A 23,003-nucleotide genomic window follows, 5' to 3' on the forward strand; every position below is an offset into this window, starting at 1 on the left:
CAGCCTCGTCAGTCACACCACTCCTACCAGTCACGAGAGAAAGGGCAATTGGATGATTTGGGCGGGCTGGGAATGGGAGGGGGGATGGATAGGGGCGGTTGGTGCAGGGGGTGGCGGGGCCCTGGCCATGAGGATGGCCCAAACGTTCCAATTGCTCCCCGATCACTGCCATCCAGTCCCCGCTGCCTCTCCTTCCCCACATCCCCCCCTCCCTCCGCTTCCCAGCCCGCCCGAGCCCCCGCCTCCCCTCGCCCTCCCGCGCCTCCGCCTTCTCCCCTCAGCCCCTCCCCTCACCCCCACTCGGCCGCAATCGCCGAGCCTGCCGGGCGTGCAGGCGAGGCGCGGATGCGTCTCCCCGGCCCCGGACCGCGAGGCAACTGGCGGTAGGGCCAACCCCGGTGAGGTCGGCAAGGGTGGCCCTGATCTCCTCGACCATGTACGCAGGGCGGTGGAAAACGTCCTCGGCGCTGAAGCGGAGGAGGCCGCGGATCTCCGGGCACCGCAGGAGCTGGTTGAAGCGGGCGATGTCCTGGCGGTGGGCGTCACGGGTGCCGCGGTAGGCGTAGCCCTCGATCTCCACGCCCAATCCCGCCGCCCGGAACAGGAAATCGACGGTGCGATGGCGTCCCTCCGGTGTACGCAGCTCGGCCTGGCTCTCGGGGTGAAGAGCAGCGTCGTACATACGGAGTCGGGCAACCGTCTCCGCCGGGGAACCGGCGCGTGGGTCGCACAGGCGCAGCCAACGCCGGGCCCGTACCGAGCCCTGAGCCTGCCCCGCGGACTCCAGCGCGGCCACGACGTCGTCCCACCGGGTGAGGAGTGCCCGGCGGACGTGTCCGACCCTGCGGTAGGTCAGCGCCGAGTCCACGGCGACGACCGCCTCGTTCCTCGGACCGCGTCGGAGCAGGTCGGTGACCGTACGGGTGGGGTTGGTGAGGCGCAGCCCCTGCCGTTCCACCACGTCCGCCGGGTCGAGAAGCAGGCGGTGTACGCGTACGCCGTTGCTCATACGGCGGAGAGTGAGCTCTGGATCAATGAACTCCAACGGCGCCTTACGGCTACCACGGCTGCCGCCGAGCAACTCGATGCGCCAGAGGGCAGCCGCCGAACCGTGGCTCACGATCAGCCGGGGTTCGCGGAACAGCACCGCCCGGAGCCGGGTGAGCAGGTCGGGGTCGCGGCCCGGCTCCGCCCAGGCGCCACGCCGGAGTTGGGTCCAACCCTTCGCGCGCAGCGCACGCGTGAGACCGCGCCGGGGCCAGCCGGCCTCGACGGCACGTGAGGTGAGCAGGACGCCCCTGTCCGCCAGCGCCCTCAGGTCCCTGCGCTCCACCAGGGCAAGATCGCAGAAACCACGCCCTGCCGCTTGCCCTGTGGATAACCCTGCTCAGCCCTTGAGCGAGCCGACGAAGGCGTGCCAGGCGAGGGGCGGGAAGAGGAGCACCGGTCCGCCCTGCGCCTTCTTCGAGTCGCGGACGGGGACCACGCCAGGGTGAGCGTCGGAGACTTCGACGCACTCGCCGCCGCTTCCGTTGCTGTAGCTGCTCTTGCGCCAAACAGCCGTGCTCAGGTCAGTCCCGGTGCTTGCCATCTCGGTAGTCCTCTGCCGCTTGTTCGACCATGGCCAGGGACGCCTCTGGCGGTAGTGCCGCGGCCCTGAGCAGATCGTACGACCTACGGTAGTTCTTCACGAGCGCTGGATAGTCGATGAGTTGGCCATTGTGGAGGCCCTCGGTGTAGGCGACCGGTGGTGCGTCTGGGAAGGTCATGACCCGCATCATTCCCATCATGAACGGGTGGGCGTGCGCCGTTTCCGGGAGGATCTGCAGAACGCCCTGCGTGGAGCGGATCACGTGAACGATGTGTTCCAGTTGCACCGCCATCTCCGCCGACGGGAGGAGAGGTTTGTGGACGAGGGACTCGTGCAGGACAGCCCAGAACGACGGCCGCTCCTCGCGTTTCCAGATCTCCGCCCGCTTCAACCGGGCCTGGACCTGCTTGTCGACCGTCTCGGGCGGCAGCCACGGCAGTGACGTGTGGACGACGGCCTCGGCGTAGGCCTGCGTTTGCAGTAGCCCCGGCACCAGCATGGGCGCCCAATCGTCGATCGTCTCCGCATGCTGCTCCATCTCCGCCACATCCGCGAAGTACTCCGCATGCCCGGACTGCCGTGCCCTGCGCGCGTCTTCACAACGCCGCTCGAAAAACCCGTCCGTCTTCAGGACCTTGTCGACATGCCGGGCCAGATCCACCGGCATGCGGCGCTCGGCGCGTTCGATCTGGCTCAGGAAAGGGACGCCACGGAAGCTTCCTTCCGCCAGTTGTTCCAGGGTCAGCCCTGCCAGTTCCCGTCGGTAGCGCAACTCGGCGCCGTAGAAGGAGGGGACGTTGGCCGAGGCGTCGGGGTCCTTGCGTGGGGGCACAACTCATCACCGCCGTTTGCCTGTTGCTCTGCGTAGCCGAAAGCTCTTCAAACGGTACCTGCGGAGACGCCACTCTGTGACCGTTTCCTCACAGAGAGCACAGGGAGGCGTACGCAGCCATGCCGTCGTCCGAAGCCGGTCACTCCGGCAACTCCGTCTACGACATCACCCTCTGCGTGGATGACCTGCGCGCCGCCCTGTCCGCCCACGGCGTCACCCTGCCGTCCCTCCGGGTGGACCTGCCGAGTTTCGCGGGCGCATACCGGCCACCGGCGGGCCTGGTGGCGCTCGGTAACTGCAATGCCGCCATGGCGCGCAGGCTGGCGGCGGCGCTGCGGGGCTCCGACGCGGCACCGGGCCGGCCGCCACTGGATGTCGAGCTTCCCGCCGTACCGGAGGCGCTGCGGGGGCTTCGCCGTACCGTTCGCCGCTATCTGGGCGCACCCTGCCCGGATGCCGAACTGTGCGTCACCGAACTCGTCACCAACGTGATCCGGCATGTGGGGGAGGGGACATCGGTCCGTGTGCGGGTGGCCCGGACGGACGGTGATCACATCCGCGTCGAAGTGACGGACCCGGCCGGGCAGGCCCTCCCCCTGTCCCGGTCCGCCGCGCTCGACGACGAGGAAGGACGCGGTCTCGCCCTGCTGGAGGCGCTGGCTCTGCGCTGGGGCGTGGAGCGGGGGGTGGAGGGCAAGACGGTGTGGTGCGAGTTGGATGGCGCTGGATGCGCCGACGGGGCCGAGCGCGGGCTCGGCCCCTGCTGAAGTGGTTGTTCAGCTGTGGCTGCCCGTGGCGTGGGTGTTGTCCGGCGACACGATCGTGGCGTGGGTGTTGTCAGGGGTGGTGATCGTGGCGTGGGTGTTGGCCAGCGCCGGGCTCACGGCAGCAGCAGTGGCGCCGAGCACCAGGGCGGCGGTGGCGAGGATCTTCTTGGTACGGCTCACTTCAGCTCCTGTTAGGGGTGTGATCTCCGAACGCACGTGACGCTAGCGCTAAGGGGGGGGCAAATGTTCGAGTAGATCGAAAGGTTCCCGCCATGGATTGGCCTGGATTTACCCCTAGACACACCTCGGCCGCGACGGCTCCCCCTCGGCGCCGTCGCGGCCGGTTCCCCCGTGTGGGAGGTGGCTCAGCTGGGGTCGGACGTGATGTGGACGTTGTCCGTGGTCACCGGGGCGTCGGTGATGTGGACGTTGTCCGTCGTGACCGTACCCGTGCCCTTGGCCGGGGCGTCGGTGATGTGGACGTTGTCGGTGCTCACCGTGTCGGCCACCTTGGCGGGGGCGTCGGTGATGTGGACGTTGTCCGGGGTGACGGTCTCGTCCTTCGTGGTCTCGCTCATGGTGCTTCCTCCCCATTGGCGCTGTTCTCGACTGTCGAGCCCGTCCGGCCGTTCCCCCGATGGACAGCCGGACGGGCCGCGGATCGCCTAACCCTAGATTGTTCGCGTAGGCGACCTCACAGTCGGTCCGTCTGCCCCCCGACGCGACGGATCGACAGGAGGAGACTGCCGTGGCGCGATAAACGAACGATGAACGTGCCCGTCCGCCTGCCCGTTGACTTCAGGCCGCGGCGGACGGCGCCAGCAGCGCACGGACGGTCTCGGTCTCCGGGGAGTGCAGCGACTCGTAGATGGACAGGGCTTCCTGCCAGCACACCTGGGCCCGTCCGGACTGCCCGATGCCGGCCAGCGCCCGGCCGAGGACGGTGAGGACCATCCCGCGCCGCCACTCTCCGCCGATGCCCCGTAGCACGGTCACAGCCGTCTCGGCGCTAACCGAGGCCTGGGCGTGCCGGCCTGCGGCCAGATCGAGTTCGGCGAGCCGGAACAGCGTCATTCCCTCCCACAATCGCTGTCGGCTCTCCCGGAAGACCGTGAGCGCCTCGTGCAGCCGCTCGGCGGCCTCGATGGGCAGGCCGTTCTGCGTGAGGGCCATACCCAGGGCGTAGCGCCCGTTGGCGGTCTTCACGGCATGCCCCAGACCCTCGTACATGCCGACACCCTGCTGGGCCAGTTCCACGGCGCTCTGCGGGCGTCCGGTGGCGACATGGATACGGGACAGGTTGCACAGGACGCTGGCCTCGCCGGCACGGTCACCGCAGTCCCGGAAGTCGGCGAGTGCCTGCTGGAGCAGTTCCTCTGCGTCGGCATAGCGGCGCTGGTAGAAGGCCATGGCGCCACGGATGTTCGCCGCCCAGCAGCGGGCCAGCGCGTCACCGGTGGAGTCGCCCAGCCGCAACGACTCCAGGGCCGAGTCATCCGCCTCCGCGAACCGCCCCGAGAGCTGGTGGGCGTTGGCCAGGACGACCGAAGCCCGCACCTCCGCATGCCGGTTCCCGCAGGACCGGGCCGCGTCGAGCAGGGCGATGGCGGCGGCGTCGTACTCCCGCGAGTTGGCGCCCGACTCGGTCAGGTCCACCGCGGCCCACAACAGATCGATGGCGCGCGGCAGTGTGCCCGGCTGGGCGAACTGCCGCACGCACGCCAGCAGTGAGACGGCCTCCGCGTACAGCCAGTCCTGCGCTCGCTTCCGGTCCTCCAACCGCAGGCCCGGATACTCCGTGCGCTCCAGATGATCCACCAACCGGTCCCCCGGCCGCTCCATCGCATACACCTGTGCCGCCGTCGCCAGGTAGAAGTCCAGCAGGCGGGACATCGCCGCCTCCCGTTCGCTCGGCGGCTGTTCGTCCCTCTCCGCGCACGCACGCGCGTAGAGCCGGACCAAGTCGTGGAAGCGGTAGCGGCCGGGCGCCGCCGACTCCAGCAGAGACGTGTCCACCAGGGACTCCAGCAGGTCTTCCGTCTCCTCCGCCGGGAGGTCCAGGACGGCGGCAGCGGCCGCGAGTGAGATGTCCGGGCCGTCGGCCAGGCCCAGCAACCTGAACGCCCGTGCTTGAGCCGGCTCCAGCTGGCCGTAGCCGAGCTCGAACGTCGCCTTCACCGCCAGGTCACCGGCCTGGAGTTCGTCCAGGCGGCGGCGCTCGTCGGCCAGCTTGGCGGCCAGGACCGAGACGGTCCAGGTGCGGCGGGCCGCCAAACGCGACGCTGCGATGCGGATCGCGAGCGGCAGGAAGCCGCATGCCGCGACCACGTCCAGTGCGGCCTCCCGCTCCGCCGCCACCCGTTCCTCGCCCACGATCTTCGTGAAGAGGGCCAGCGCCTCCTCGGGGGACATCACGTCCAGGTCCACCAGGTGGGCGCCTGCCAGGTCGACCATGCGGACGCGGGACGTCACCAGGGCCGCGCAGCCCTCCGTGCCCGGCAGGAGCGGGCGTACCTGGGCGGCGTCCTTGGCGTTGTCCAGCAGGACCAGTACCCGCCGGCTGTCCAGGACCGAGCGGTACAGGGCCGCCCGTTCCTCCATGCTGTCCGGGATCGCCGAGTCCGCCGTGCCCAGCGCGCGCAGGAACGAGCCCAGGACCGTCTCCGGTTCGGCGGGGCGGGGGCCCGCGCCCTGGAGGTCGACGTAGAGCTGGCCGTCCGGGAAGGCCGTGCGGGCCCGGTGGGCCACGTGCACCGCCAGGGTCGTCTTGCCCACGCCGCCGATGCCCGCCAGCGCGGAGACCGCCATCACGCGGTTGCCGGCGTCCGCCGACTCCGACGCCGAGGCGAGTACCTCGCTCAGTTCCGCGACCAAGGGCTCCCGGCCGGTGAAGTCGGGTACGGAGGCGGGCAGTTGGGCCGGGCGGACCGCACCGACGGCCGGTTCCGCCGACGGGGACGAGGGCTCCGCCAGCGCCGGGTCGGCCTGGAGGATGCGCTGCTGCAGCTCGCTGAGGCCCGCGCGCGGGTCCACGCCGAGCTCCTCGGAGAGCAGGCGGCGGGTGTCGGCGTAGACGGCGAGCGCCTCGGCCTGCCGCCCGCTGCGGTAGAGCGCCAGCATCAGCAGCTCGCGCAGGCGTTCCCGGAGGGGGTGGGCGGCGGTCAGCGCGGTCAGTTCCGAGACGGCCTCCGCGTGGCAGCCCTGCTCCAGGTCCATGTCCAGGCGGGATTCGAGCAGGCCCAGGCGCCATTCCTCCAGGCGGACGCGCTGGGTCTCGGCGTACGGTCCGGGCACGCCCGCCAGGGGTTCGCCGTCCCAGTGGCCGAGCGCGTCGTTCAGCAGGTCGCGGGCCCGGTGCAGGTCTCCGGCGGTGCGGGCCTTGTCCGCCTGTGCCGCCAGTTCCTGCGCCTGTGCCAGGTCCAGGGCGCCCTCGCGCAGGCCCCGGACGGCATAGCCGCCGGACTCGCTGACCAGCACGCCGGGGTCCAGCACCTTGCGCAGCCGGGAGGCGTACGTGCGCAGCGCGGCCAGTGCCTGTGAGGGCGGCTCGGCGCCCCACAGGGCGTCGATGAGTTCCGCCGCGGTCGCCGTACGGCCCTCGCGCAGCAGCAGGGCGGCCAGCAGGGCGCGCTGCTGCGGGGAGCCCGTGCCCAGCGGCTCGGTGCCGCGCCAGGCCCGTACCGGACCGAGTACGCCGAACCGCAGCGCCTGCGCCTCCGTGACGTTCACGGAGGCGGGGCGCCGCTGCTCAGGCACTCGCGGCCCATCGTCCATGCGTTGGTCCCCCTCGGGTCCACGAACAACCCCGTCAGTTTGCCTTGTTCCGGGCGGTTGCGTCAGCCGTGGGAGACGGCGATCACAGGTCGGCGCGACGGAGTGCACAAGGCCCTCACACGGTCTTCGCACACAGTGGACCCCATCTCGGTAGCTGACGGGTCGTCAGATCGGCGCTACCGTGAGGGACATGGAGACACCACAGTTCCCGCTGATCATCTCCGTCGACGACCACACCGTGGAGCCCGCCACCGTCTGGCAGGACCGGCTGCCGAAGAAGTACCTGGACGTCGGACCCCGGATCGTGCGCGCGCCGCTGAAGGAGATGACCTTCCTCGGCGGACGGTTCAGGCCCGTCATGGGCGATCCCGGCAGTGCGGACGGCCCCCTCGGCGACTGGTGGGTCTACGAAGACCTGCGGCGGCCGCTCACCCGGCTCGACACCGCCGTCGGCGTCGACCGCGACGAGGTCAGGCTCGAAGTCATCACGTACGAGCAGATGCGGGCCGGGTCGTACGACGTTCCGGCCCGGCTCGCCGACATGGACGTCAACCACGTCCAGTCGGCCGTCTGCTTCCCGACCTTCCCGCGCTTTTGCGGACAGACCTTCACGGAGGCCGCGGACAAGGAGCTCGGCCTGCTGTGCGTGCGCGCCTACAACGACTGGATGGTGGAGGAGTGGTGCGGGCCGCAGGCGCGCGGCCGGCTGATACCGCTCACCCTCATACCCCTGTGGGACGCCGAGCTGGCCGCCGCGGAGGTGCGGCGCAACGCGGCACGGGGCGTGCGGGCCGTCGCGTTCTCCGAGATACCGCCGCACCTGGGCCTGCCGTCCGTGCACGCCGACGACTGGGACCCGTTCCTCGCGGCGTGCGACGAGACCGGCACGGTCGTCGCGATGCACATCGGCTCCAGCAGCCGGATGCCCTCCACCTCCGCCGACGCCCCGCCCGCCGTCGGCTCCACCATCACCTTCGCCAACTGCTGCTTCTCGATGGTGGACTGGCTGATGAGCGGGAAGTTCGAGCGCTTCCCGAACCTCAGGGTGATGTACGCGGAGGGGCAGATCGGGTGGATCCCGTACATCCTTGAGCGCGCCGACGTGGTGTGGGAGGAGAACCGGGGGTGGGGCGGGGTCGCCGACAAGGTCACCCGGCCGCCGTCCGAGACCTTCGCCGGCCACGTCTACGGCTGCTTCTTCGACGACGCCTTCGGGCTCAGGAACCTCGACTCCATCGGCGTCGGCAACGTCCTGTACGAGACCGACTACCCGCACTCCGACTCCACCTGGCCCAAGTCCCGCGAGGTCGCCGAGACGCAGATGGGGCATCTGGCGGACGACGTGGTCGAGCGGATCGTGCGCGGCAACGCCATCGAGCTGCTGGGGCTGACGGAGGACGGGTTGTGGCGGGGGCCGAAGTGACCTCCCTCGCTCACGGCATGCAGCTGCCCGTCCAGTCGCAGAGCACGATCTACGCCGAGGAGTGGGAGGCCGGGGCCGGGCCCGCCGACCTGGTGGAGATCGCGCGGGCGGCGGACCGGGCCGGGTTCGGCTATCTCGCCGTCTGCGACCACGTGGCGATCCCGCGCCGCCTCGCCGGCGCCATGAGCACGGTCTGGTACGACCCCGTCGCGACCCTCGCCCACCTCGCCGCCGTCACCGGGCGGGTGCGCCTGCTCAGCCACGTCGCCGTCGTCGGCCTGCGGCACCCGCTCCTCACCGCCAAGCAGTACGCCACCCTCGACCACCTCTCCGGCGGCCGGCTGATCCTCGGGGTGGGCGCCGGGCACGTGCGGGAGGAGTTCGAGGCGGTCGGGGCCGACTTCGAGCGGCGCGGAGCGGTGCTGGACGAGACGATCGATGCCTTGCGGGCCGCCCTCGGGCCGGCGGAGTTCCCCGAACACCACGGTAAGTTCTACGACTTCGCCGGGCTCGGCCAGCTGCCCCGGCCCGCCCAGCCGCACGTCCCGCTCTGGGTCGGGGGCTCCTCGCCCCCCGCCCTGCGCCGGGCCGCCCTGAAGGGCGACGGCTGGCTGCCGCAGGGGGATCCCCGGGAGCGGCTGCCCGCGCAGATCGCCCGCATCCGGCGGCTGCGCGAAGAGGCGGGCGTCGAGGGGGCGTTCACCGTCGGGGCCATCACCGAGCCGCTGTACGTCGGGCGGGCCGGCTGGGAGGTCGGGCGGCGGACCCTCACCGGGGCGCCGGAGGAGATCGCCGCGTCGCTGCGGGCGTACCGGGCGATGGGCGTGGACCAGATCCAGGTGCGGTTCCGCAGCCGGAGCCGGGCCGAACTCGTCGATCAGATCTTGGTGTTCGGGGCCGAGGTCGCACCCGGGCTGGGCTGAGAAGGGGGGCCTGGGGCGGCTGGACGGGCGGGTGTTCGCCGTTACGTGGGCTGTGTGCGGCAGTCAGGGGTGCGGGTGGGCTCAGATGTGGCTTCGCGGCTGGAGTGGGGCCGAACTCGTCGATCAGATCTTGGTGTTCGGGGCCGAGGTCGCACCCGGGCTGGGCTGAGAAGGGGGGCCTGGGGCGGCTGGACGGGCGGGTGGCTGCCGTCGCGCGGGCCGTGTGCGGCGGGCCCTGGAGGCGCGGCGGATTCAGATGTGGCTTCGGAGCCGGGTTCGGGCTCCGGCTCAGTCGAGGAGGATTCCATGGGCAAGCTGGACGGGCGGGTCGTCGTCATCACCGGGGCGGCCCGCGGGCAGGGCGAGCAGGAGGCGCGGCTCTTCCGGGCGGAGGGCGCGCGGGTGGCCGTCGCCGATGTGCTGGACGAGCAGGGCGAGGCCCTGGCGAAGGAGATCGGCGCGCTGTACGTGCACCTCGACGTGGGCGACGAGGACGGCTGGCGTTCGGCCGTCGGGGCCGTGAAGGAGGCCTACGGGCGCATCGACGGGCTCGTCAACAATGCGGGCATCCTGCGCTTCAACGCTCTCGCGGACACCCCGCTGGACGAGTTCATGCAGGTCGTGAGGGTCAACCAGGTCGGCTGTTTCCTGGGTATGAAGGCGGTCGTGCCGGAGCTGCCGGACGGCGGCACGATCGTCAACACCGCCTCCTACACGGCGCTCACCGGCATGGCGGCCGTCGGCACGTACGCCGCCACCAAGCACGCCGTGCTGGGGCTGACCCGGGTCGCGGCGCTGGAGCTGGCCGGCCGGGGGATCCGGGTCAACGCGATCTGTCCGGGCGCCATCGACACCCCCATGTCCAACCCGGCCCGCCTGGACCCGGACGCCGACCCGGAGGAGATGAGCCGCGCGCTGGACGAGCTGTACCGCAAGCTCGTGCCGCTCGGCCGGGTCGGGCAGCCGGAGGAGGTGGCCCGGCTGGCGCTCTTCCTGACCTCGGCGGACTCCTCGTACATCACCGGGCAGCCGTTCGTGATCGACGGCGGGTGGCTGGCGGGGGTCAGCGTCATCTGATCCGCGTCCGATCCGCCGGGTGCCCGGCAGGTATCTGACACAGTGTCAACTATTGACGAATCTGACGGTACGTCAGAAAGTTCGTAGGACTCACAGGACTCGCAGGACCACCTGGACCGGGATGGTGAACCGCCGTGGAATTCGGGCTCTTTGTACAGGGATACGTGGGCAAGCGCGCCGCGACCGACCCGCTCGCCGAGCACAAGGCGCTGATGGAGGAGACCGAGTACGTCATCCAGGCGGACCGGTCCGGCTTCAAGTACGCCTGGGCCTCCGAGCACCACTTCCTGGAGGAGTACTCGCACCTGTCCGCCAACGACGTGTTCCTGGGCTACCTGGCGCACGCGACCGACCGGATCCACCTGGGCTCCGGGATCTTCAACCCCCTCGCCCAGGTCAACCACCCCGTTAAGGTCGCCGAGAAGGTCGCCATGCTCGACCACCTCAGTGAGGGCCGCTTCGAGTTCGGCAGCGGGCGGGGCGCGGGGTCCCACGAGATCCTCGGGTTCATACCGGGAGTGACCGACATGAACTACACGAAGGAGATCTGGGAGGAGACGATCGCCGAGTTCCCCAAGATGTGGCGCGAGGACGAGTACGCGGGCTTCCAGGGCAAGCACTGGCAGCTGCCGCCGCGGAAGGTCCTGCCGAAGCCGTACGGGAAGTCCCACCCGGCGATGTGGTACGCGGCCGGGTCGCCGGCGTCGTACGCCATGGCCGCGAAGAAGGGGCTCGGCGTGCTCGGCTTCAGCATCCAGAAGGTCTCCGACATGGAGTGGGTGCTGGAGCAGTACAAGACGGCGGTCGTGAACGCCGAGCCGGTCGGTGACTTCGTGAACGACAACGTGATGGTGACGACGACCGCGATCTGCGCGCCCACGCACGAGGAGGCCATCCGGATCGCGGTCGGCGGCGGGCTGCACTACCTGCCGTCGCTGGTCTTCCGGTACCACGACACCTTCCCCCGGCCGGAGGGCTTCCCGGTCTGGCCGGAGACGCTGCCCCCGTACACCCCGGAGTTCGTGGAGCTGCTGATCGAGGAGGAGCTGCTGATCTGCGGTGACCCGGACGAGGTGCTGCGCCAGTGCAAGCGCTGGGAGCAGGCGGGCGCGGACCAGCTCAGCTTCGGGCTGCCGGTGGGGGTGCCGAAGGAGGAGACGCTGCAGACGATACGGCTGATCGGCGAGCACGTGATCCCGAAGATCGACACGGATCCCGTGCACCGGACGAGCCGGTTCCGGCAAGCGGTCTGAGGGGGTTCGCGGGAATGCTGGACCACGTGATCAAGGGCGCCACCGTCGTCGACGGCACCGGCGCCCCCGCCCGCACCGCCGACGTCGGCATCCGGGACGGCCGTATCGCCGCCGTCGGCGAGGTCACCGAGGAGGCCCGCACCGCCGAGGACGCCGCAGGTCTCGTCCTCGCCCCCGGTTTCGTGGACCCCCACACCCACTACGACGCCCAGCTCTTCTGGGACCCGTACGCCACCCCGTCGCTCAACCACGGGGTGACCACGGTCGCCGCCGGGAACTGCGGGTTCACCCTCGCCCCGCTGAACCCCGCCCGCCCCGAGGACGCCGACTACACGCGCCGGATGATGTCCAAGGTGGAGGGGATGTCCCTGGTCGCGCTGGAGGAGGGGGCGCCCTGGAACTGGAACTCCTTCGGGGAGTACCTGGACGCGCTCGACGGCCGGATCGCCGTCAACGCGGGCTTCATGGTCGGGCACTGCGCGCTGCGGCGGCACGTGATGGGGCCGGACGCGGTCGGCGGGCAGCCGAACGAGGAGCAACTGGCCGAGATCGTACGGCTGTTGCACGAGGCGATGGACGCGGGCGCCTGGGGGTTCTCCACCACCCAGTCCAGCACCCACTCCGACGGCGACGGCAGGCCGGTCGCCTCCCGGCACGCACGGCCCGCCGAACTGCTCGCCCTGGCGCGGGCGGTCGGGGAGCACGAGGGCACGCAGATCGAGGCGATCGTCGCCGGGTGCCTGGACCAGTTCAGTGACGACGAGATCGATCTGCTCGTGGAGATGAGCGCGGTCGCCGGGCGGCCGCTCAACTGGAACGTGCTCACCGTCGACGCGGCCGTACCGGAGCGGGTGCCCCGGCAGCTGAGCGCGAGCGAGCGGGCGCGGAAGGCGGGCGGGCGGATCGTGGCGCTCACCATGCCCATCCTGACCCCGATGAACATGTCCCTGGGCACCTTCTGCGCCCTCAACCTGATCCCCGGATGGGGGCCGATTCTCGCGCTGCCGGTCCCCGAGCGGATCGCCAGGCTGCGGGACCCGGAGGTCCGGGCGGAGATGCTGCGGCGGGCCCGGTCCAAGGAGGCGGGGGTCTTCCGGCGGCTCGCGAACTTCGGGCGGTACGTCATCGGGGACACCTACAGCGAGGCCAACCAGGGCCTGAGCGGCCGGGTGGTGCGGGACATCGCCGAGGAGCGCGGGCTCGACCCCTTCGCCTGCCTGGTGGAGATCTGCGCGGCCGACGAACTGCGCACGGTGCTGTGGCCGATGCCGACCGACAACGACCCCGCCTCCTGGGCACTGCGCGCCGAGACCTGGCAGCACGAGGACGTCCTGCTCGGCGGCTCCGACGCCGGGGCGCACCTGGACCGGATGTGCGGGGCGCCGTACACGACCCGGTTCCTCGGGGACTGTCTGCGCCGGCGGAAGCTGGTCGGTCTGGAGCGGGCGGTGCAGATGCTGACCGACGATCCGGCGCGGCTGTTCGGGCTGCGGGAGCGGGGCCGGATCCGCGAGGGCTTCCACGCCGACCTGGTCCTGTTCGACCCGGAGCGGATCGACGCCGGGCAGGCGCGGCTCGTGCACGACCTGCCGGGCGACAGCCCCCGGCTGGACTCGGCGGCCATCGGCGTCCGGGCCGTGTGGGTCAACGGGGTCGAGGCGATCCGGGACGACGTGGTGAGCGGCGCCGTACCCGGCAAGGTGCTGCGCTCGGGGACCGACACGCGGACGGTGGGGACGCGGTGAGCGACGGGCAGCGGCTGTTCGTCGGCGGCCGGTGGGCGGAGCCGGACGGCGGGTACTACCCGGTGACCGACCCGGCCACCGAGGAGACCGTCGGCCGGGCGCCGGAGGCCTCGCCGGAGCAGGCCAGGGCGGCCTGCGCGGCGGCCCGGGAGGCGTTCGGGCCGTGGTCGCGGACCCGGCCGCAGGAGCGGGCGGCGGTGCTGGCGCGGGCGGCGGAGATCATCCGCGGCCGGCTGGTGCCGTACGCCGAGCTCGCCCGCGCCGAGACCGGGGCGACCACCGCGACCGCCCGGGCCATGCAGGTCGGGGTGGCCGCCGCCCGGTTCCGCCGGTACGCGAGCGTGGAGAGCGCCGAGTGGGCGATCACACCGCAGATCAACGAGGCCGGGCCGATGGGGAAGGCCGGCGTGATGGGCGCGCTGGCGCTGCGGCAGCCCGTCGGCGTCGTCACCTGCATCACCTCGTACAACAACCCCTGGGCCAACCCGGCCGGAAAGGTCGCCCCGGCGCTGGCCATGGGCAACACGGTGGTGGTGAAGCCCGCCCCGCAGGACCCGCTGTCCGTCTACCGGATGGCCGAGGCGCTGGAGGCGGCCGGGGCGCCGCCGGGCGTGGTGAACGTGGTCTCCGGGCGGGACGTGGCCGTGGGCGAGGCGGTGGTCGCGTCCGAGGACGTCGACATGGTCAGCTTCACCGGCTCCACGGCCGTCGGCCGGCGCATCGCCGAGGTGTGCGGGCGGGACATGCGGCGCCAGCTGATGGAGCTGGGCGGCAAGGGCGCGGCCCTCGTCTTCGACGACGCCGATCTCGCCTCCGCCGTCGCGGGCATCGGCACCACGTTCTCCTTCTACAGCGGCCAGATCTGCACCGCGCCGACGCGGGTGCTGGCGCAGCGCGGGGTGTACGAGCGGCTGGTCGACCAACTGGCGCAGTACGCACGCCGGTTGAGGATCGGCGACCCGGCCGCGCCGGACACGGTGGTCGGTCCGGTGATCTCGGCGGAGCACCGGGCGCGGGTCGAGTCGTACGTCGACCTGGGCCGCAAGGAGGGCGCGACGGTGGTCGCCGGCGGTGAACGGCCGCCGCTGGAGCGCGGGTTCTACGTGGCCCCCACCCTCCTCGCCGACTGCGCCAACGACATGCGGGTGGCCCGCGAGGAGATCTTCGGCCCGGTCGTGGTGGTCGTCCCCTTCGACGACGAGGACGAGGGGGTGGCCCTCGCCGACGACTCCGACTACGGCCTCATCGACTACGTCTGGTCCGGCGACGTCGCCCGCGCCTTCCGGGTCGCCCGGCGGCTGCGGGCCGGCGGGGTCGGCATCAACACGGTCGGCCGCAACATGGAGGCCCCGTTCGGCGGCTTCAAGAAGAGCGGGGTGGGCCGCGACGTGGGCTCGTACGCCCTGCACGCCTACAGCGAGGTGCAGGCGATCGTGTGGCCGGGGTGACCCCCGCCGCTCCCGCGCCGCCCTGTCTCAGTCCTCCAGATCCACGCGCACCGTCAGCAGGTCCGTGCCGAACGCCCGTACCGCCGTGCTGTTGAAGAAGGGGAGGGCGCTCAGGCGGGTGCGGGGGTCGTCGTCGGGGAGGAGGTGGGCGGTGCCGTGGTGCCAGCGGCCGGCGAGGCGGACGCGGACCTTCGGGTCGGCCTGGATGTTGCGTACGTACTGCGACTTCTGCCCGAACTCGGAGACCAGCCAGAAGGACTCACCGACCCGACGGCCCCCGACCGGGGTCTGCCGGGGCAGGCCGGAGGTGCGGCCGGTGGTCTCCAGGAGGGTCTGGAACGGCAGCCGCCGGTTGAGGGGGTTGGCGATACGCCGCTGGAAGGCGGTCACGATGCGGTGCTTGCGGTCTGCGGAGGCTGGCATGCCGTTGCTCTCCCGGTCTGATGGCGCGGTGTCGCGGCGGGGATGGTGTGTCGACTCGGTGCGGGGCGCGTGACACCCGGACTTTCGGTCGGCTGTCGCGTGTTAGCCTCCCCCGCGGTCGTGATCATTTCAACGGGGGAGCCTGATGGGCGCGTCTTCGGACGGCTCCACGGTCAGGTCCGGGATGTCCGGACCGGCGAAGGACCTGGACGCCGCGGGCGACGACGCGGGCCGGATCGGCCGGGCGATCCAGCCCGGCATGTGCTACATGGCGCCGCCGCCGGGGAGGCGGAGGCAAAGGCCGTGGAATCGGCGCTGCACGAACTGGCCGACAAGGTACGGCTGGCGAAGGGCGCCTACCACGGCGGCGACAGCCTCGTCGACGCGAGTGTCCGCAGTGTGCGGGTCGGCGACGGCTCCGTCAGCACCATGCCCGCGACCATCATCGCGCAGCAGGGCGACAAGCTGCAGGTCTGCAACCCCTGGGGCTCGACGACCTGGGTCAGCGAGAACGACCTCATCGACGGACACATGAGCAAGGCAGCGGACAGTGGACTCAACGACGCGTACAGCGTGTACCTTCCGACGGCGAAGTCGGGCGGGCGGCGCCGTCGCGGCGGCCGGGCTGCTCGCGCTCGTCGCGGGCTGCGGGTCGGGCACCGCCGCGCCCACCCCCGTCGCGCACCCCACCGGCGAATCCCGCATCACCACGAAGGTCGGGGAGCGCTTCACGCTCACCGTCCACGAGAACGCCTCCGCCCGCGAGCACTGGTACCTGTCCGCCCCCCGGCCGGACGCCGCGGTGGTCCGCGACCGGGGGCAGCACAGCGCGTCGGACTCCGGCGACAAACACCTGGTGGGCGGCGGCAGCAGCCTCACGTTCACCTTCGAGGCGACCGGCCGGGGCAGCACCCGGATCGTGCTGACCCACTGCACGTTCGCCACCACCTGCGGCGACGGCGACGGTACGCCGGCTCCGGCGTCGACCGCCCCGTACCGGGAGTCCGCGCCCGAGCGCGTCGTCTACACCGTCACCGTCCGCTGAGCCGACCCGCCGAGAGCGATTCCGAGACCGCCGTGAACCCCGACCGCACGGACGACGAACTGGCCCGGCTCGACATGGGCGTGCTGCTCCGCTACGGCCTGACCGCACCGCCCGGCCCCCGGCGCACCGCCCTGTTCGGCGACGGCGCCGCGGGCGCGGCCGTGCTGCTCGACCGCCTCGGCACCCAGCCGCGTTCGGTGGCCTTCCTCGCCGACACCGTCCGGGCCGGCGGCCTCGCCTACGCCGCCGGGCTCCCCGAGCCGCTGCCGCATCCGGAGGCGGCGGTTGGCGAGGACCGGGCGGAGCTGACCGTCATGACTCGCCGGGCGTCCCGAGGAACACCGGGTTCGTGAACGCGGCCAGCGCTCCCGGCACCGGTCCGGCCGCCGTCTCGTGCCGCACCTCGGCGCGCACGTAGGCCGCGTAGGAGGGCGTCGTACGCCACTCGACCGTGCCCGTGCCCGCCACCGGCAGTGGATCGCTGGTGAACAGCACGCCCTGGTCAGTGACGAAGCGGATCGAGCAGCGCGGGGCCCCCGAGACCTCCAGCCGTACGGTCACCGGGGTGTCGGCGGCCACGTCCAGCCGCTCCCCGATGCCCGCCTGCTGCCCGCGTCCGCCCGACACCGTGAAGCCGAGGGTCACGTTCTTCGACTCGGCCACGTACGAGCGGCCCGCGCGGATGCCCTCCTGGATCGCCTCCCGGGTCAGGTCGTCGGCGAGGACGACGGTCTGGGGCGAGCCGACGGCGTCCGGGTCGCGGTGTGCGTCGCTGTTGCCCATCGCCGGGAGCCAGGCCCGCCCCTGCCGTACGGAGGCGACCAGCTGGTTGTCCCAGTCGGCCAGCGTGATCTCGTCGTCCGGGGTGTACGGGCCGTTCCACACCTCCACGGCGTCCGCCTCGGCGAAGCCGAACTTCCAGCCGCAGCCGACGCACGTGGCGTGCGGGTGGGCGGGGACGACCAGGCCGCCGGCGCGCCGGATGTCCCGGGCGAAGCGGGCCCAGCGGTTGTCCCGGGCGCGGTAGCGCCAGTCCACGAAGGTGCCGGGCTCGGTGCCGAGCGCGACCACGTGGCCGTTGCGGGTGGTGACCTCCTCGCCGAGCATGATCAGCAGGTCGTCGCCCGCCTGGTCCGCCCAGTGCGGGTGCGCGGAGTGGGTGTTGTGGTCCGAGGAGTTGATGAAGTCCAGGCCCGCCGCCCGCGCGAGGGCCGCGATCTCGGCCGGGGTGCGGCGGCCGTCGGAGTACCAGGAGTGCAGATGGCAGTCGCCCCGGTACCAGGCCCGGCCCCGCCCCTTCGCCCGGGACGGCGGATAGACGGGCCGCGGGGTCGTCCCGGCCGTGCCGTAGGTCAGCGTGATCGTCAGCTCGTAGGCGAGGCCCTGCGGCGCCACCGTGTAGGGGCCCAGCGCGACGTACCAGGTGCCTGCCCGCACCGGGCCGGGGACGTACCCGGGGGTCGCGTCGTCGGCCCGGACGAAGAACTCCGTGCGCGCCCCGCCGGACCAGCCGCGAAAGCCCCGGCCGCCCAGGTCGGTGCCGTGGTCGTCGAAGAGGCCGATGTCGAGCGCGTTGCCCTGGGTGCCGGCCGGGACCGAGGGCCTGTCGTAGGTGTAGGAGACCCTGATCTCCCGTACGCCGGCCGGGACTTCGACCGGGACGTACACGAAGTCGGGGGAGCCGGGCGGCAGCGTTCCGCGTACCGTCCGCGTCTCGTGGTCCTGCCCGTCCGCCGCTGCGAAGCTCACGCTTCCCAACGTAAGGGCAGCCGCGGCTCCCGTCACGAACAGCGCGCGTCTGCCGATGCCATGGGCGTGATCGTGCGTGTCGTCACACATGGTGCTCACTGTCCCCTCCCGACGTGAACGTCCCCGGAAGAAAAGGGAATCCACAGGCATCCGTATCCCGGTGCGCGGCGACACGGAAGGCGGGACACGGGACGACATAGGATGCCGACCAGTCGGTATGGACACTTCGCGCCATCCCCGGTACAGATGGGTCATGCGCATCGCCGTCACGATCTTCCTCACCGACGAGACCATCGCTCCGGTCCGGCTCGCCCGCGAGCTGGAGGCACGTGGCTACGCCGGCCTGTACCTGCCCGAACACACCCACATCCCCGTCGAGCGGACCACCCCGTACCCGGCCGGCGGCGACCTGCCGCGCGAGTACGGCCGCACCCTCGACCCCTTCGTCGCCCTCGGGCAGGCCGCCGCCGTGACCGAACGCCTCGGCCTCGGCACCGGCATCACCCTGGTCGCCCAGCACGACCCGATCGCCCTCGCCAAGCAGATCGCCACCCTGGACCACCTCTCCGGCGGCCGCTGCACCCTGGGCCTCGGCTACGGCTGGAACGTCGAGGAGGCCGCCGACCACGGCGTCGACTGGCGCGCGCGCCGCGAGCTGGTCCGGGACCGGGTGCGGCTCATGCAGGCGCTGTGGGCGGCGGAACCGACCGCCTACGAGGGCGAGTTCGGCTCGGTCCGGGCCAGCGACGCCCACCCCAAGCCGGCGCAGAAGGCGCGCGGCCCGGTCACCGGCCCGCGCACGCTCGTCGGCGGGGCGGCCGGGCCGAAGCTGTTCGCGCACATCGCCGAGTACGCCGACGGCTGGCTCCCGATCGGCGGGCGCGGCCTCACCGAGTCCCTGCCGGTGCTGCGCACCGCCTGGGCGGACGCGGGCCGCGACCCGGCCGCCCTCCAGGTCGTCCCGTACGCGGTCCTGCCGACCCCCGGCAAACTCGCCCACTACGCCGAGCTGGGCATCGAGGAGGCCGTGCTCCAGCTGCCGCCGGCGCGGGAGAAGGAGGTGCTGGGGGTGCTGGACGAGTACGCGGGTTTTCTGTAGGCCGGACGGAGTCATCAGGGCCTGATCACCTCGAACGTATGGTGGAGGGATGACGACTTCCGCGACCTCCGGAACCGGCCCCACCGAGAACTCCATGCGTCGCGCCCTCAAACGCGCCCGGGACGGCGTCGCCCTCGACGTCACCGAGGCGGCGGTGCTCCTCCAGGCGCGCGGCGAGGCCCTGACCGACCTCGCCGCGTCCGCCGCCCGGGTGCGCGACGCGGGTCTCGAACAGGCGGGCCGGCCCGGCGTCATCACGTATTCGAAGAGCGTCTTCATCCCCCTCACCCGGCTGTGCCGGGACAAGTGCCACTACTGCACCTTCGTCACCGTCCCCGGCAAGCTGCGCCGCGCCGGGCACGGGATGTTCATGTCCCCGGACGAGGTGCTGGACATCGCCCGCAAGGGCGCCGCCCTCGGCTGCAAGGAAGCCCTGATCACCCTCGGCGACAAGCCCGAGGACCGGTGGCCCGAGGCCCGCGAGTGGCTCGACGCGCACGGCTACGACGACACCATCGCCTACGTCCGCGCCGTCTCCGTCCGCATCCTGGAGGAGACGGGCCTGCTGCCCCACCTCAACCCGGGCGTGCTGACCTGGACGGACTTCCAGCGCCTCAAGCCGGTCGCCGCGTCGATGGGCATGATGCTGGAGACGACCGCGGACCGGCTCTGGTCCGAGCCGGGCGGCCCCCACTACGGCTCCCCGGACAAGGAACCGGCCGTACGGCTGCGGGTGCTGGAGGACGCGGGCCGCTCGTCCGTCCCCTTCACCTCCGGTCTGCTGATCGGCATCGGCGAGACGTACGAGGAGCGCGCCGAGTCGGTCTTCGCGCTGCGCAAGGTCTCCCGGGCCTACCACGGCGTTCAGGAGCTGATCATCCAGAACTTCCGCGCCAAGCCGGACACGGCGATGCGCGGCATGCCGGACGCCGAACTGGACGACCTGGTCGCCACGGTGGCCGTCGCCCGGCTCATCATGGGCCCGAGCGCCTGCCTCCAGGCGCCGCCGAACCTGGTGGACAGCGAGTACGAGCGGCTGATCGGCGCCGGCATCGACGACTGGGGCGGCGTCTCGCCGCTCACCATCGACCACGTCAACCCCGAGCGTCCCTGGCCGCAGATCGAGGACCTGGCCGAGCGGTCCGCGGCGGCCGGCTTCGAGCTGCGTGAACGCCTCTGTGTCTACCCGGAGTTCGTGCGCCGCGGCGAGCCCTGGCTGGATCCGCGGCTGCGCCCGCACGTGGCCGCGCTCGCCGATCCGGAGACGGGGCTCGCGCGCGAGGGCGCGGTGGTCGAGGGCCACCCCTGGCAGGAGCCGGAGGAGGTGTTCGTCGCGTCGGGCCGCACGGACCTGCACGCGTCGATCGACACCGAGGGCCGCACCGCCGACCGGCGCGACGACTTCGACGAGGTCTACGGCGACTGGGAGGCGCTGCGCGAAGCGGCCGCGCCGGGGATGGCCCCGGAGCGGATCGACACGGACGTACGCCAGGCGCTGCGCACCGCGGCCGACGACCCGACCAGGCTGACCGACGCCGAGGCGCTCGCCCTCCTGCACGCGGACGGCCCGGCGCTGGACGCGCTGTGCCGGGTGGCCGACGACGTCCGCAGGTCGGCGGTCGGGGACGACGTGACGTACATCGTCACCCGGAACATCAACTTCACCAACGTCTGCTACACCGGCTGCCGCTTCTGCGCCTTCGCCCAGCGCCGGACGGACGCCGACGCGTACACGCTGTCGCTCGATCAGGTGGCGGACCGTGCCCAGCAGGCCTGGGACGTCGGCGCGGTCGAGGTGTGCATGCAGGGCGGCATCCACCCCGACCTGCCGGGCACGGCGTACTTCGACATCGCGAAGGCGGTCAAGGAGCGGGTTCCCGGCATGCACGTGCACGCCTTCTCCCCGATGGAGGTCGTGAACGGCGCCACCCGCACCGGCATGAGCATCCGGGAGTGGCTGAGCGCGGCGAAGGAGGCGGGCCTGGACACCATCCCCGGGACCGCCGCCGAGATCCTGGACGACGAGGTCCGCTGGGTGCTGACCAAGGGCAAGCTGCCGGCGGCCACCTGGACCGAGGTCGTCACCACGGCCCACGAGCTGGGCATCCGCTCGTCCTCGACGATGATGTACGGCCATGTCGACCAGCCCCGCCACTGGCTCGGCCATCTGCGCACCCTGGCCGGGATCCAGCAGCGCACCGGCGGCTTCACGGAGTTCGTCACGCTGCCCTTCATCCACACGAACGCGCCGGTGTACCTGGCGGGCATCTCCCGGCCCGGCCCGACGACGCGGGACAACCGGGCGGTGACCGCGGCGGCCCGGCTCCTTCTCCACCCCTGGATCCCGAACATCCAGACAAGCTGGGTGAAACTGGGCACGGAGGGTGCGGCGGAGATGCTGCGCTCGGGCGCGAACGACCTGGGCGGCACGCTGATGGAGGAGACGATCTCCCGGATGGCGGGCTCGTCGTACGGCTCGTACAAGTCGGTCCACGACCTGGTGGCCGTGGCCGAGGCGGCCGGCCGCCCGGCGAAGCCGCGCACCACGCTCTACGGCGACGTCCCGGCGGAGCGGCAGCGCGCGGCCGAGGCCTCCGACGGACACCTGCCGGAACTGCTGCCCGTCCTGGACTGAGTACGATGATCCGACCCCGGACCGCGTAGGGACGGGGACCCGTAGCGGAGGAGATGCGTACCCGTGGCTGCCCGACTGCCCTCCTGGGCCTGGGTCACCGGTCTGACGGCCGGTGCGACCGCGGCCGTCGTCGCCCTCGCCGTACAGGCGAACCACGGGCCGCATCCCACGGCCGCCGTGGCGAAGCCGCGCCCGTCGGCCTCGGCGGGCGCGCACGCGTCCGCCACTCCGCACTCCTCGGCGCCGCCCGCCCTGCCGGGCGGGTCGGGCGAGGGGCGGCGGATCGTCTACTCCGTGGGGGCGAAGCGGGTGTGGCTGGTCGACGCGACCGGCCGGGCCGCCCGCACCTTCCCGGTGTGGCCGGGCACGGTGAGCCCGCAGCCCGGCCGCTACTCGGTCACCCTGCGCATCCAGTCCCTCAAGGGCTCGGACGGCGTGGAGATCGAGCACGTCATGTACTTCACCAAGGTCGACGGCGTGAACGTCGCCTTCTCCAACGCCCTGGACGGCGCCTCGCCGCCGCCCGCGGACGGCAAGAAGCTGGGCGGCATCCGGATGGACAAGGGCGACGGGACCGCCCTGTGGTCCTTCGGCGACCAGGGCACGACGGTGACGGTCGTCAGCTAGCGTCCTCCTGCCGTCCGCCCGTCATGAGATTGACGATGAGGGCGACACCGGCGAGCGTGAAGACGCGGATCGCTGCGTCCTCGCCGTTCCACGTCTTCGACTGCCACATCGAGAACCACTCGCCGCCGATCGCGATGAACCCGGCACCGAAGAGCAGCAGCAGCATCAGCAGGCCGTACGTGGAGATACGCCGGGCAAGGTCGTCTTTGCGCCATGCCCAGAGCCAGGTCCCTCCGATCAGTACGAGCGCCGCCACGGTCTCCCACACGATGATGAGGACATAGGCCGTGTCCTGAAGACCCTTGCTGGTGACGGCCCGCCACATCAGATCGTGGTCCTTGAACGTCGTGTCCATCGCCAGCACATGCCGGACGAACTGCTGGTTCGTACCGAAGTCGGTGATGTTCCCGAGGGCGACGAGGGCGATGTAGAGGGCGAGTATCCCGGTGAGGACACCGGCGGCCAGCCTGAGGCTGGAGTTACGCGTGGGGGTGGTGGTCATGGCTGAATTCTCCCCTGTTCCGGGCCCGGTCAGCACGTGCCCATTGCGCCACAATGAAAGGGCGGGCTCCGGGGGAAGGGCGGGCGTACG

At 71.8% G+C, this 23,003-nt stretch carries 21 protein-coding genes; 12 read left to right on the forward strand and 9 right to left on the reverse strand.

What is annotated here, in order from left to right:
* Positions 1 to 277 precede the first annotated feature (277 nt).
* From BIV25_RS53570 to BIV25_RS37690, 3 genes are read right to left on the reverse strand one after another with little or no spacing between them, the layout of a single operon-like run.
* On the reverse strand, positions 278 to 1,333 hold the full coding sequence (locus BIV25_RS53570) for a hypothetical protein (protein WP_071377050.1): 1,056 nt from the start codon (positions 1,331 to 1,333) through the stop codon (positions 278 to 280).
* A 54-nt stretch (positions 1,334 to 1,387) separates the two neighbouring features.
* Positions 1,388 to 1,591 (reverse strand): DUF397 domain-containing protein, encoded by a 204-nt coding sequence (locus BIV25_RS37685; RefSeq protein WP_071377051.1) that lies wholly within the window; start codon positions 1,589 to 1,591, stop codon positions 1,388 to 1,390.
* Positions 1,572 to 2,423 (reverse strand): helix-turn-helix transcriptional regulator, encoded by an 852-nt coding sequence (locus BIV25_RS37690; RefSeq protein WP_071377052.1) that lies wholly within the window; start codon positions 2,421 to 2,423, stop codon positions 1,572 to 1,574. The genes BIV25_RS37685 and BIV25_RS37690 overlap by 20 nt, the downstream gene beginning before the upstream one ends.
* A 119-nt stretch (positions 2,424 to 2,542) precedes the next feature.
* Between BIV25_RS37690 and BIV25_RS37695 the strand changes: the two genes are divergently transcribed.
* On the forward strand, positions 2,543 to 3,190 hold the full coding sequence (locus tag BIV25_RS37695) for an ATP-binding protein (protein WP_071377053.1): 648 nt from the start codon (positions 2,543 to 2,545) through the stop codon (positions 3,188 to 3,190).
* 9 nt (positions 3,191 to 3,199) lie between these two features.
* Here the strand turns inward: BIV25_RS37695 and BIV25_RS51605 are convergent, their stop codons facing one another.
* The 3 genes from BIV25_RS51605 to BIV25_RS37705 form a co-directional block, all read right to left on the reverse strand.
* Positions 3,200 to 3,370, reverse strand: coding sequence for a hypothetical protein (locus BIV25_RS51605; RefSeq protein WP_177235549.1), 171 nt, complete (start codon positions 3,368 to 3,370; stop codon positions 3,200 to 3,202).
* Between the two features lie 185 nt (positions 3,371 to 3,555).
* Positions 3,556 to 3,768: a hypothetical protein gene (locus tag BIV25_RS37700; protein WP_071377054.1), complete on the reverse strand. Its 213-nt coding sequence runs from the start codon at positions 3,766 to 3,768 to the stop codon at positions 3,556 to 3,558.
* Positions 3,769 to 3,988: 220 nt separating this feature from the next.
* Entirely contained in the window at positions 3,989 to 6,964 is a 2,976-nt protein-coding gene (locus BIV25_RS37705; protein ID WP_071377055.1) for a BTAD domain-containing putative transcriptional regulator, read from the reverse strand.
* A gap of 190 nt (positions 6,965 to 7,154) precedes the next feature.
* Here BIV25_RS37705 and BIV25_RS37710 point away from each other — a divergent pair, with 190 nt between their 5' ends.
* From BIV25_RS37710 to BIV25_RS37735, 6 genes are all read left to right on the forward strand, one after another.
* A complete protein-coding gene (locus BIV25_RS37710; protein WP_071377056.1) occupies positions 7,155 to 8,387 on the forward strand; it encodes an amidohydrolase family protein in 1,233 nt (410 codons plus the stop codon).
* A gap of 17 nt (positions 8,388 to 8,404) precedes the next feature.
* Positions 8,405 to 9,310: an LLM class F420-dependent oxidoreductase gene (locus BIV25_RS37715; protein ID WP_071377157.1), complete on the forward strand. Its 906-nt coding sequence runs from the start codon at positions 8,405 to 8,407 to the stop codon at positions 9,308 to 9,310.
* A gap of 306 nt (positions 9,311 to 9,616) precedes the next feature.
* Positions 9,617 to 10,387 (forward strand): SDR family NAD(P)-dependent oxidoreductase, encoded by a 771-nt coding sequence (locus BIV25_RS37720; protein ID WP_071377057.1) that lies wholly within the window; start codon positions 9,617 to 9,619, stop codon positions 10,385 to 10,387.
* Positions 10,388 to 10,521: 134 nt separating this feature from the next.
* Positions 10,522 to 11,640 carry an LLM class flavin-dependent oxidoreductase gene (locus BIV25_RS37725; RefSeq protein ID WP_079177134.1) on the forward strand — a complete coding sequence of 373 codons (1,119 nt, stop codon included), beginning with the start codon at positions 10,522 to 10,524 and terminating at the stop codon, positions 11,638 to 11,640.
* Between the two features lie 14 nt (positions 11,641 to 11,654).
* A complete protein-coding gene (locus BIV25_RS37730) occupies positions 11,655 to 13,385 on the forward strand; it encodes an amidohydrolase family protein (protein ID WP_071377059.1) in 1,731 nt (576 codons plus the stop codon).
* Positions 13,382 to 14,833 carry an aldehyde dehydrogenase family protein gene (locus BIV25_RS37735; protein ID WP_071377060.1) on the forward strand — a complete coding sequence of 484 codons (1,452 nt, stop codon included), beginning with the start codon at positions 13,382 to 13,384 and terminating at the stop codon, positions 14,831 to 14,833. Before BIV25_RS37730 ends, BIV25_RS37735 begins: the two co-directional genes overlap by 4 nt.
* 27 nt (positions 14,834 to 14,860) lie before the next feature.
* Here the strand turns inward: BIV25_RS37735 and BIV25_RS37740 are convergent, their stop codons facing one another.
* Entirely contained in the window at positions 14,861 to 15,256 is a 396-nt protein-coding gene (locus BIV25_RS37740; RefSeq protein WP_071377061.1) for a nitroreductase/quinone reductase family protein, read from the reverse strand.
* Between the two features lie 550 nt (positions 15,257 to 15,806).
* On the opposite strand from BIV25_RS37740, the gene BIV25_RS37745 reads away from it, so the two are divergent.
* Together BIV25_RS37745 and BIV25_RS37750 are read left to right on the forward strand one after the other, a co-directional pair.
* Entirely contained in the window at positions 15,807 to 16,301 is a 495-nt protein-coding gene (locus BIV25_RS37745; protein WP_079177135.1) for a protease inhibitor I42 family protein, read from the forward strand.
* A gap of 32 nt (positions 16,302 to 16,333) precedes the next feature.
* Positions 16,334 to 16,654, forward strand: coding sequence for a hypothetical protein (locus BIV25_RS37750; protein ID WP_256257071.1), 321 nt, complete (start codon positions 16,334 to 16,336; stop codon positions 16,652 to 16,654).
* On the opposite strand, the gene BIV25_RS37755 is transcribed toward BIV25_RS37750, so the two are convergent.
* A complete protein-coding gene (locus BIV25_RS37755) occupies positions 16,614 to 18,140 on the reverse strand; it encodes a CehA/McbA family metallohydrolase (RefSeq protein WP_071377159.1) in 1,527 nt (508 codons plus the stop codon). The two genes, BIV25_RS37750 and BIV25_RS37755, sit on opposite strands and share 41 nt — an antisense overlap.
* Positions 18,141 to 18,303: 163 nt before the next feature.
* Between BIV25_RS37755 and BIV25_RS37760 the strand changes: the two genes are divergently transcribed.
* The 3 genes from BIV25_RS37760 to BIV25_RS37770 all read left to right on the forward strand — a co-directional run bounded on the left by BIV25_RS37760 (position 18,304) and on the right by BIV25_RS37770 (position 22,411).
* Positions 18,304 to 19,149 carry a TIGR03619 family F420-dependent LLM class oxidoreductase gene (locus BIV25_RS37760; protein WP_071377062.1) on the forward strand — a complete coding sequence of 282 codons (846 nt, stop codon included), beginning with the start codon at positions 18,304 to 18,306 and terminating at the stop codon, positions 19,147 to 19,149.
* A 49-nt stretch (positions 19,150 to 19,198) separates the two neighbouring features.
* Positions 19,199 to 21,784 (forward strand): bifunctional FO biosynthesis protein CofGH, encoded by a 2,586-nt coding sequence (locus BIV25_RS37765; protein ID WP_071377063.1) that lies wholly within the window; start codon positions 19,199 to 19,201, stop codon positions 21,782 to 21,784.
* A 63-nt stretch (positions 21,785 to 21,847) separates the two neighbouring features.
* Positions 21,848 to 22,411: a hypothetical protein gene (locus tag BIV25_RS37770; RefSeq protein ID WP_071377064.1), complete on the forward strand. Its 564-nt coding sequence runs from the start codon at positions 21,848 to 21,850 to the stop codon at positions 22,409 to 22,411.
* Here the strand turns inward: BIV25_RS37770 and BIV25_RS37775 are convergent.
* Complete coding sequence (locus BIV25_RS37775; RefSeq protein WP_071377065.1) at positions 22,404 to 22,913, reverse strand: DUF2165 domain-containing protein; 510 nt, start codon at positions 22,911 to 22,913, stop codon at positions 22,404 to 22,406. The two genes, BIV25_RS37770 and BIV25_RS37775, sit on opposite strands and share 8 nt — an antisense overlap.
* Positions 22,914 to 23,003: the final 90 nt, after the last annotated feature.

This window comes from Streptomyces sp. MUSC 14, from assembly GCF_001866675.1.
GTDB lineage: Bacteria > Actinomycetota > Actinomycetes > Streptomycetales > Streptomycetaceae > Streptomyces.

What these genes read in the sequence shown, in the direction of transcription:
- BIV25_RS37700 (WP_071377054.1), bottom strand. Translation starts at nt 3,768, where the DNA reads ATGAGCGAGACCACGAAGGACGAGACCGTCACCCCGGACAACGTCCAC.
- BIV25_RS37705 (WP_071377055.1), bottom strand. Translation starts at nt 6,964, where the DNA reads ATGGACGATGGGCCGCGAGTGCCTGAGCAGCGGCGCCCCGCCTCCGTG.
- BIV25_RS37760 (WP_071377062.1), top strand. Translation starts at nt 18,304, where the DNA reads ATGCGCATCGCCGTCACGATCTTCCTCACCGACGAGACCATCGCTCCG.
- BIV25_RS37730 (WP_071377059.1), top strand. Translation starts at nt 11,655, where the DNA reads ATGCTGGACCACGTGATCAAGGGCGCCACCGTCGTCGACGGCACCGGC.
- BIV25_RS37720 (WP_071377057.1), top strand. Translation starts at nt 9,617, where the DNA reads ATGGGCAAGCTGGACGGGCGGGTCGTCGTCATCACCGGGGCGGCCCGC.
- BIV25_RS37715 (WP_071377157.1), top strand. Translation starts at nt 8,405, where the DNA reads ATGCAGCTGCCCGTCCAGTCGCAGAGCACGATCTACGCCGAGGAGTGG.
- BIV25_RS37710 (WP_071377056.1), top strand. Translation starts at nt 7,155, where the DNA reads ATGGAGACACCACAGTTCCCGCTGATCATCTCCGTCGACGACCACACC.
- BIV25_RS37695 (WP_071377053.1), top strand. Translation starts at nt 2,543, where the DNA reads ATGCCGTCGTCCGAAGCCGGTCACTCCGGCAACTCCGTCTACGACATC.
- BIV25_RS37755 (WP_071377159.1), bottom strand. Translation starts at nt 18,140, where the DNA reads ATGTGTGACGACACGCACGATCACGCCCATGGCATCGGCAGACGCGCG.
- BIV25_RS37685 (WP_071377051.1), bottom strand. Translation starts at nt 1,591, where the DNA reads ATGGCAAGCACCGGGACTGACCTGAGCACGGCTGTTTGGCGCAAGAGC.
- BIV25_RS37765 (WP_071377063.1), top strand. Translation starts at nt 19,199, where the DNA reads ATGACGACTTCCGCGACCTCCGGAACCGGCCCCACCGAGAACTCCATG.
- BIV25_RS37740 (WP_071377061.1), bottom strand. Translation starts at nt 15,256, where the DNA reads ATGCCAGCCTCCGCAGACCGCAAGCACCGCATCGTGACCGCCTTCCAG.
- BIV25_RS37775 (WP_071377065.1), bottom strand. Translation starts at nt 22,913, where the DNA reads ATGACCACCACCCCCACGCGTAACTCCAGCCTCAGGCTGGCCGCCGGT.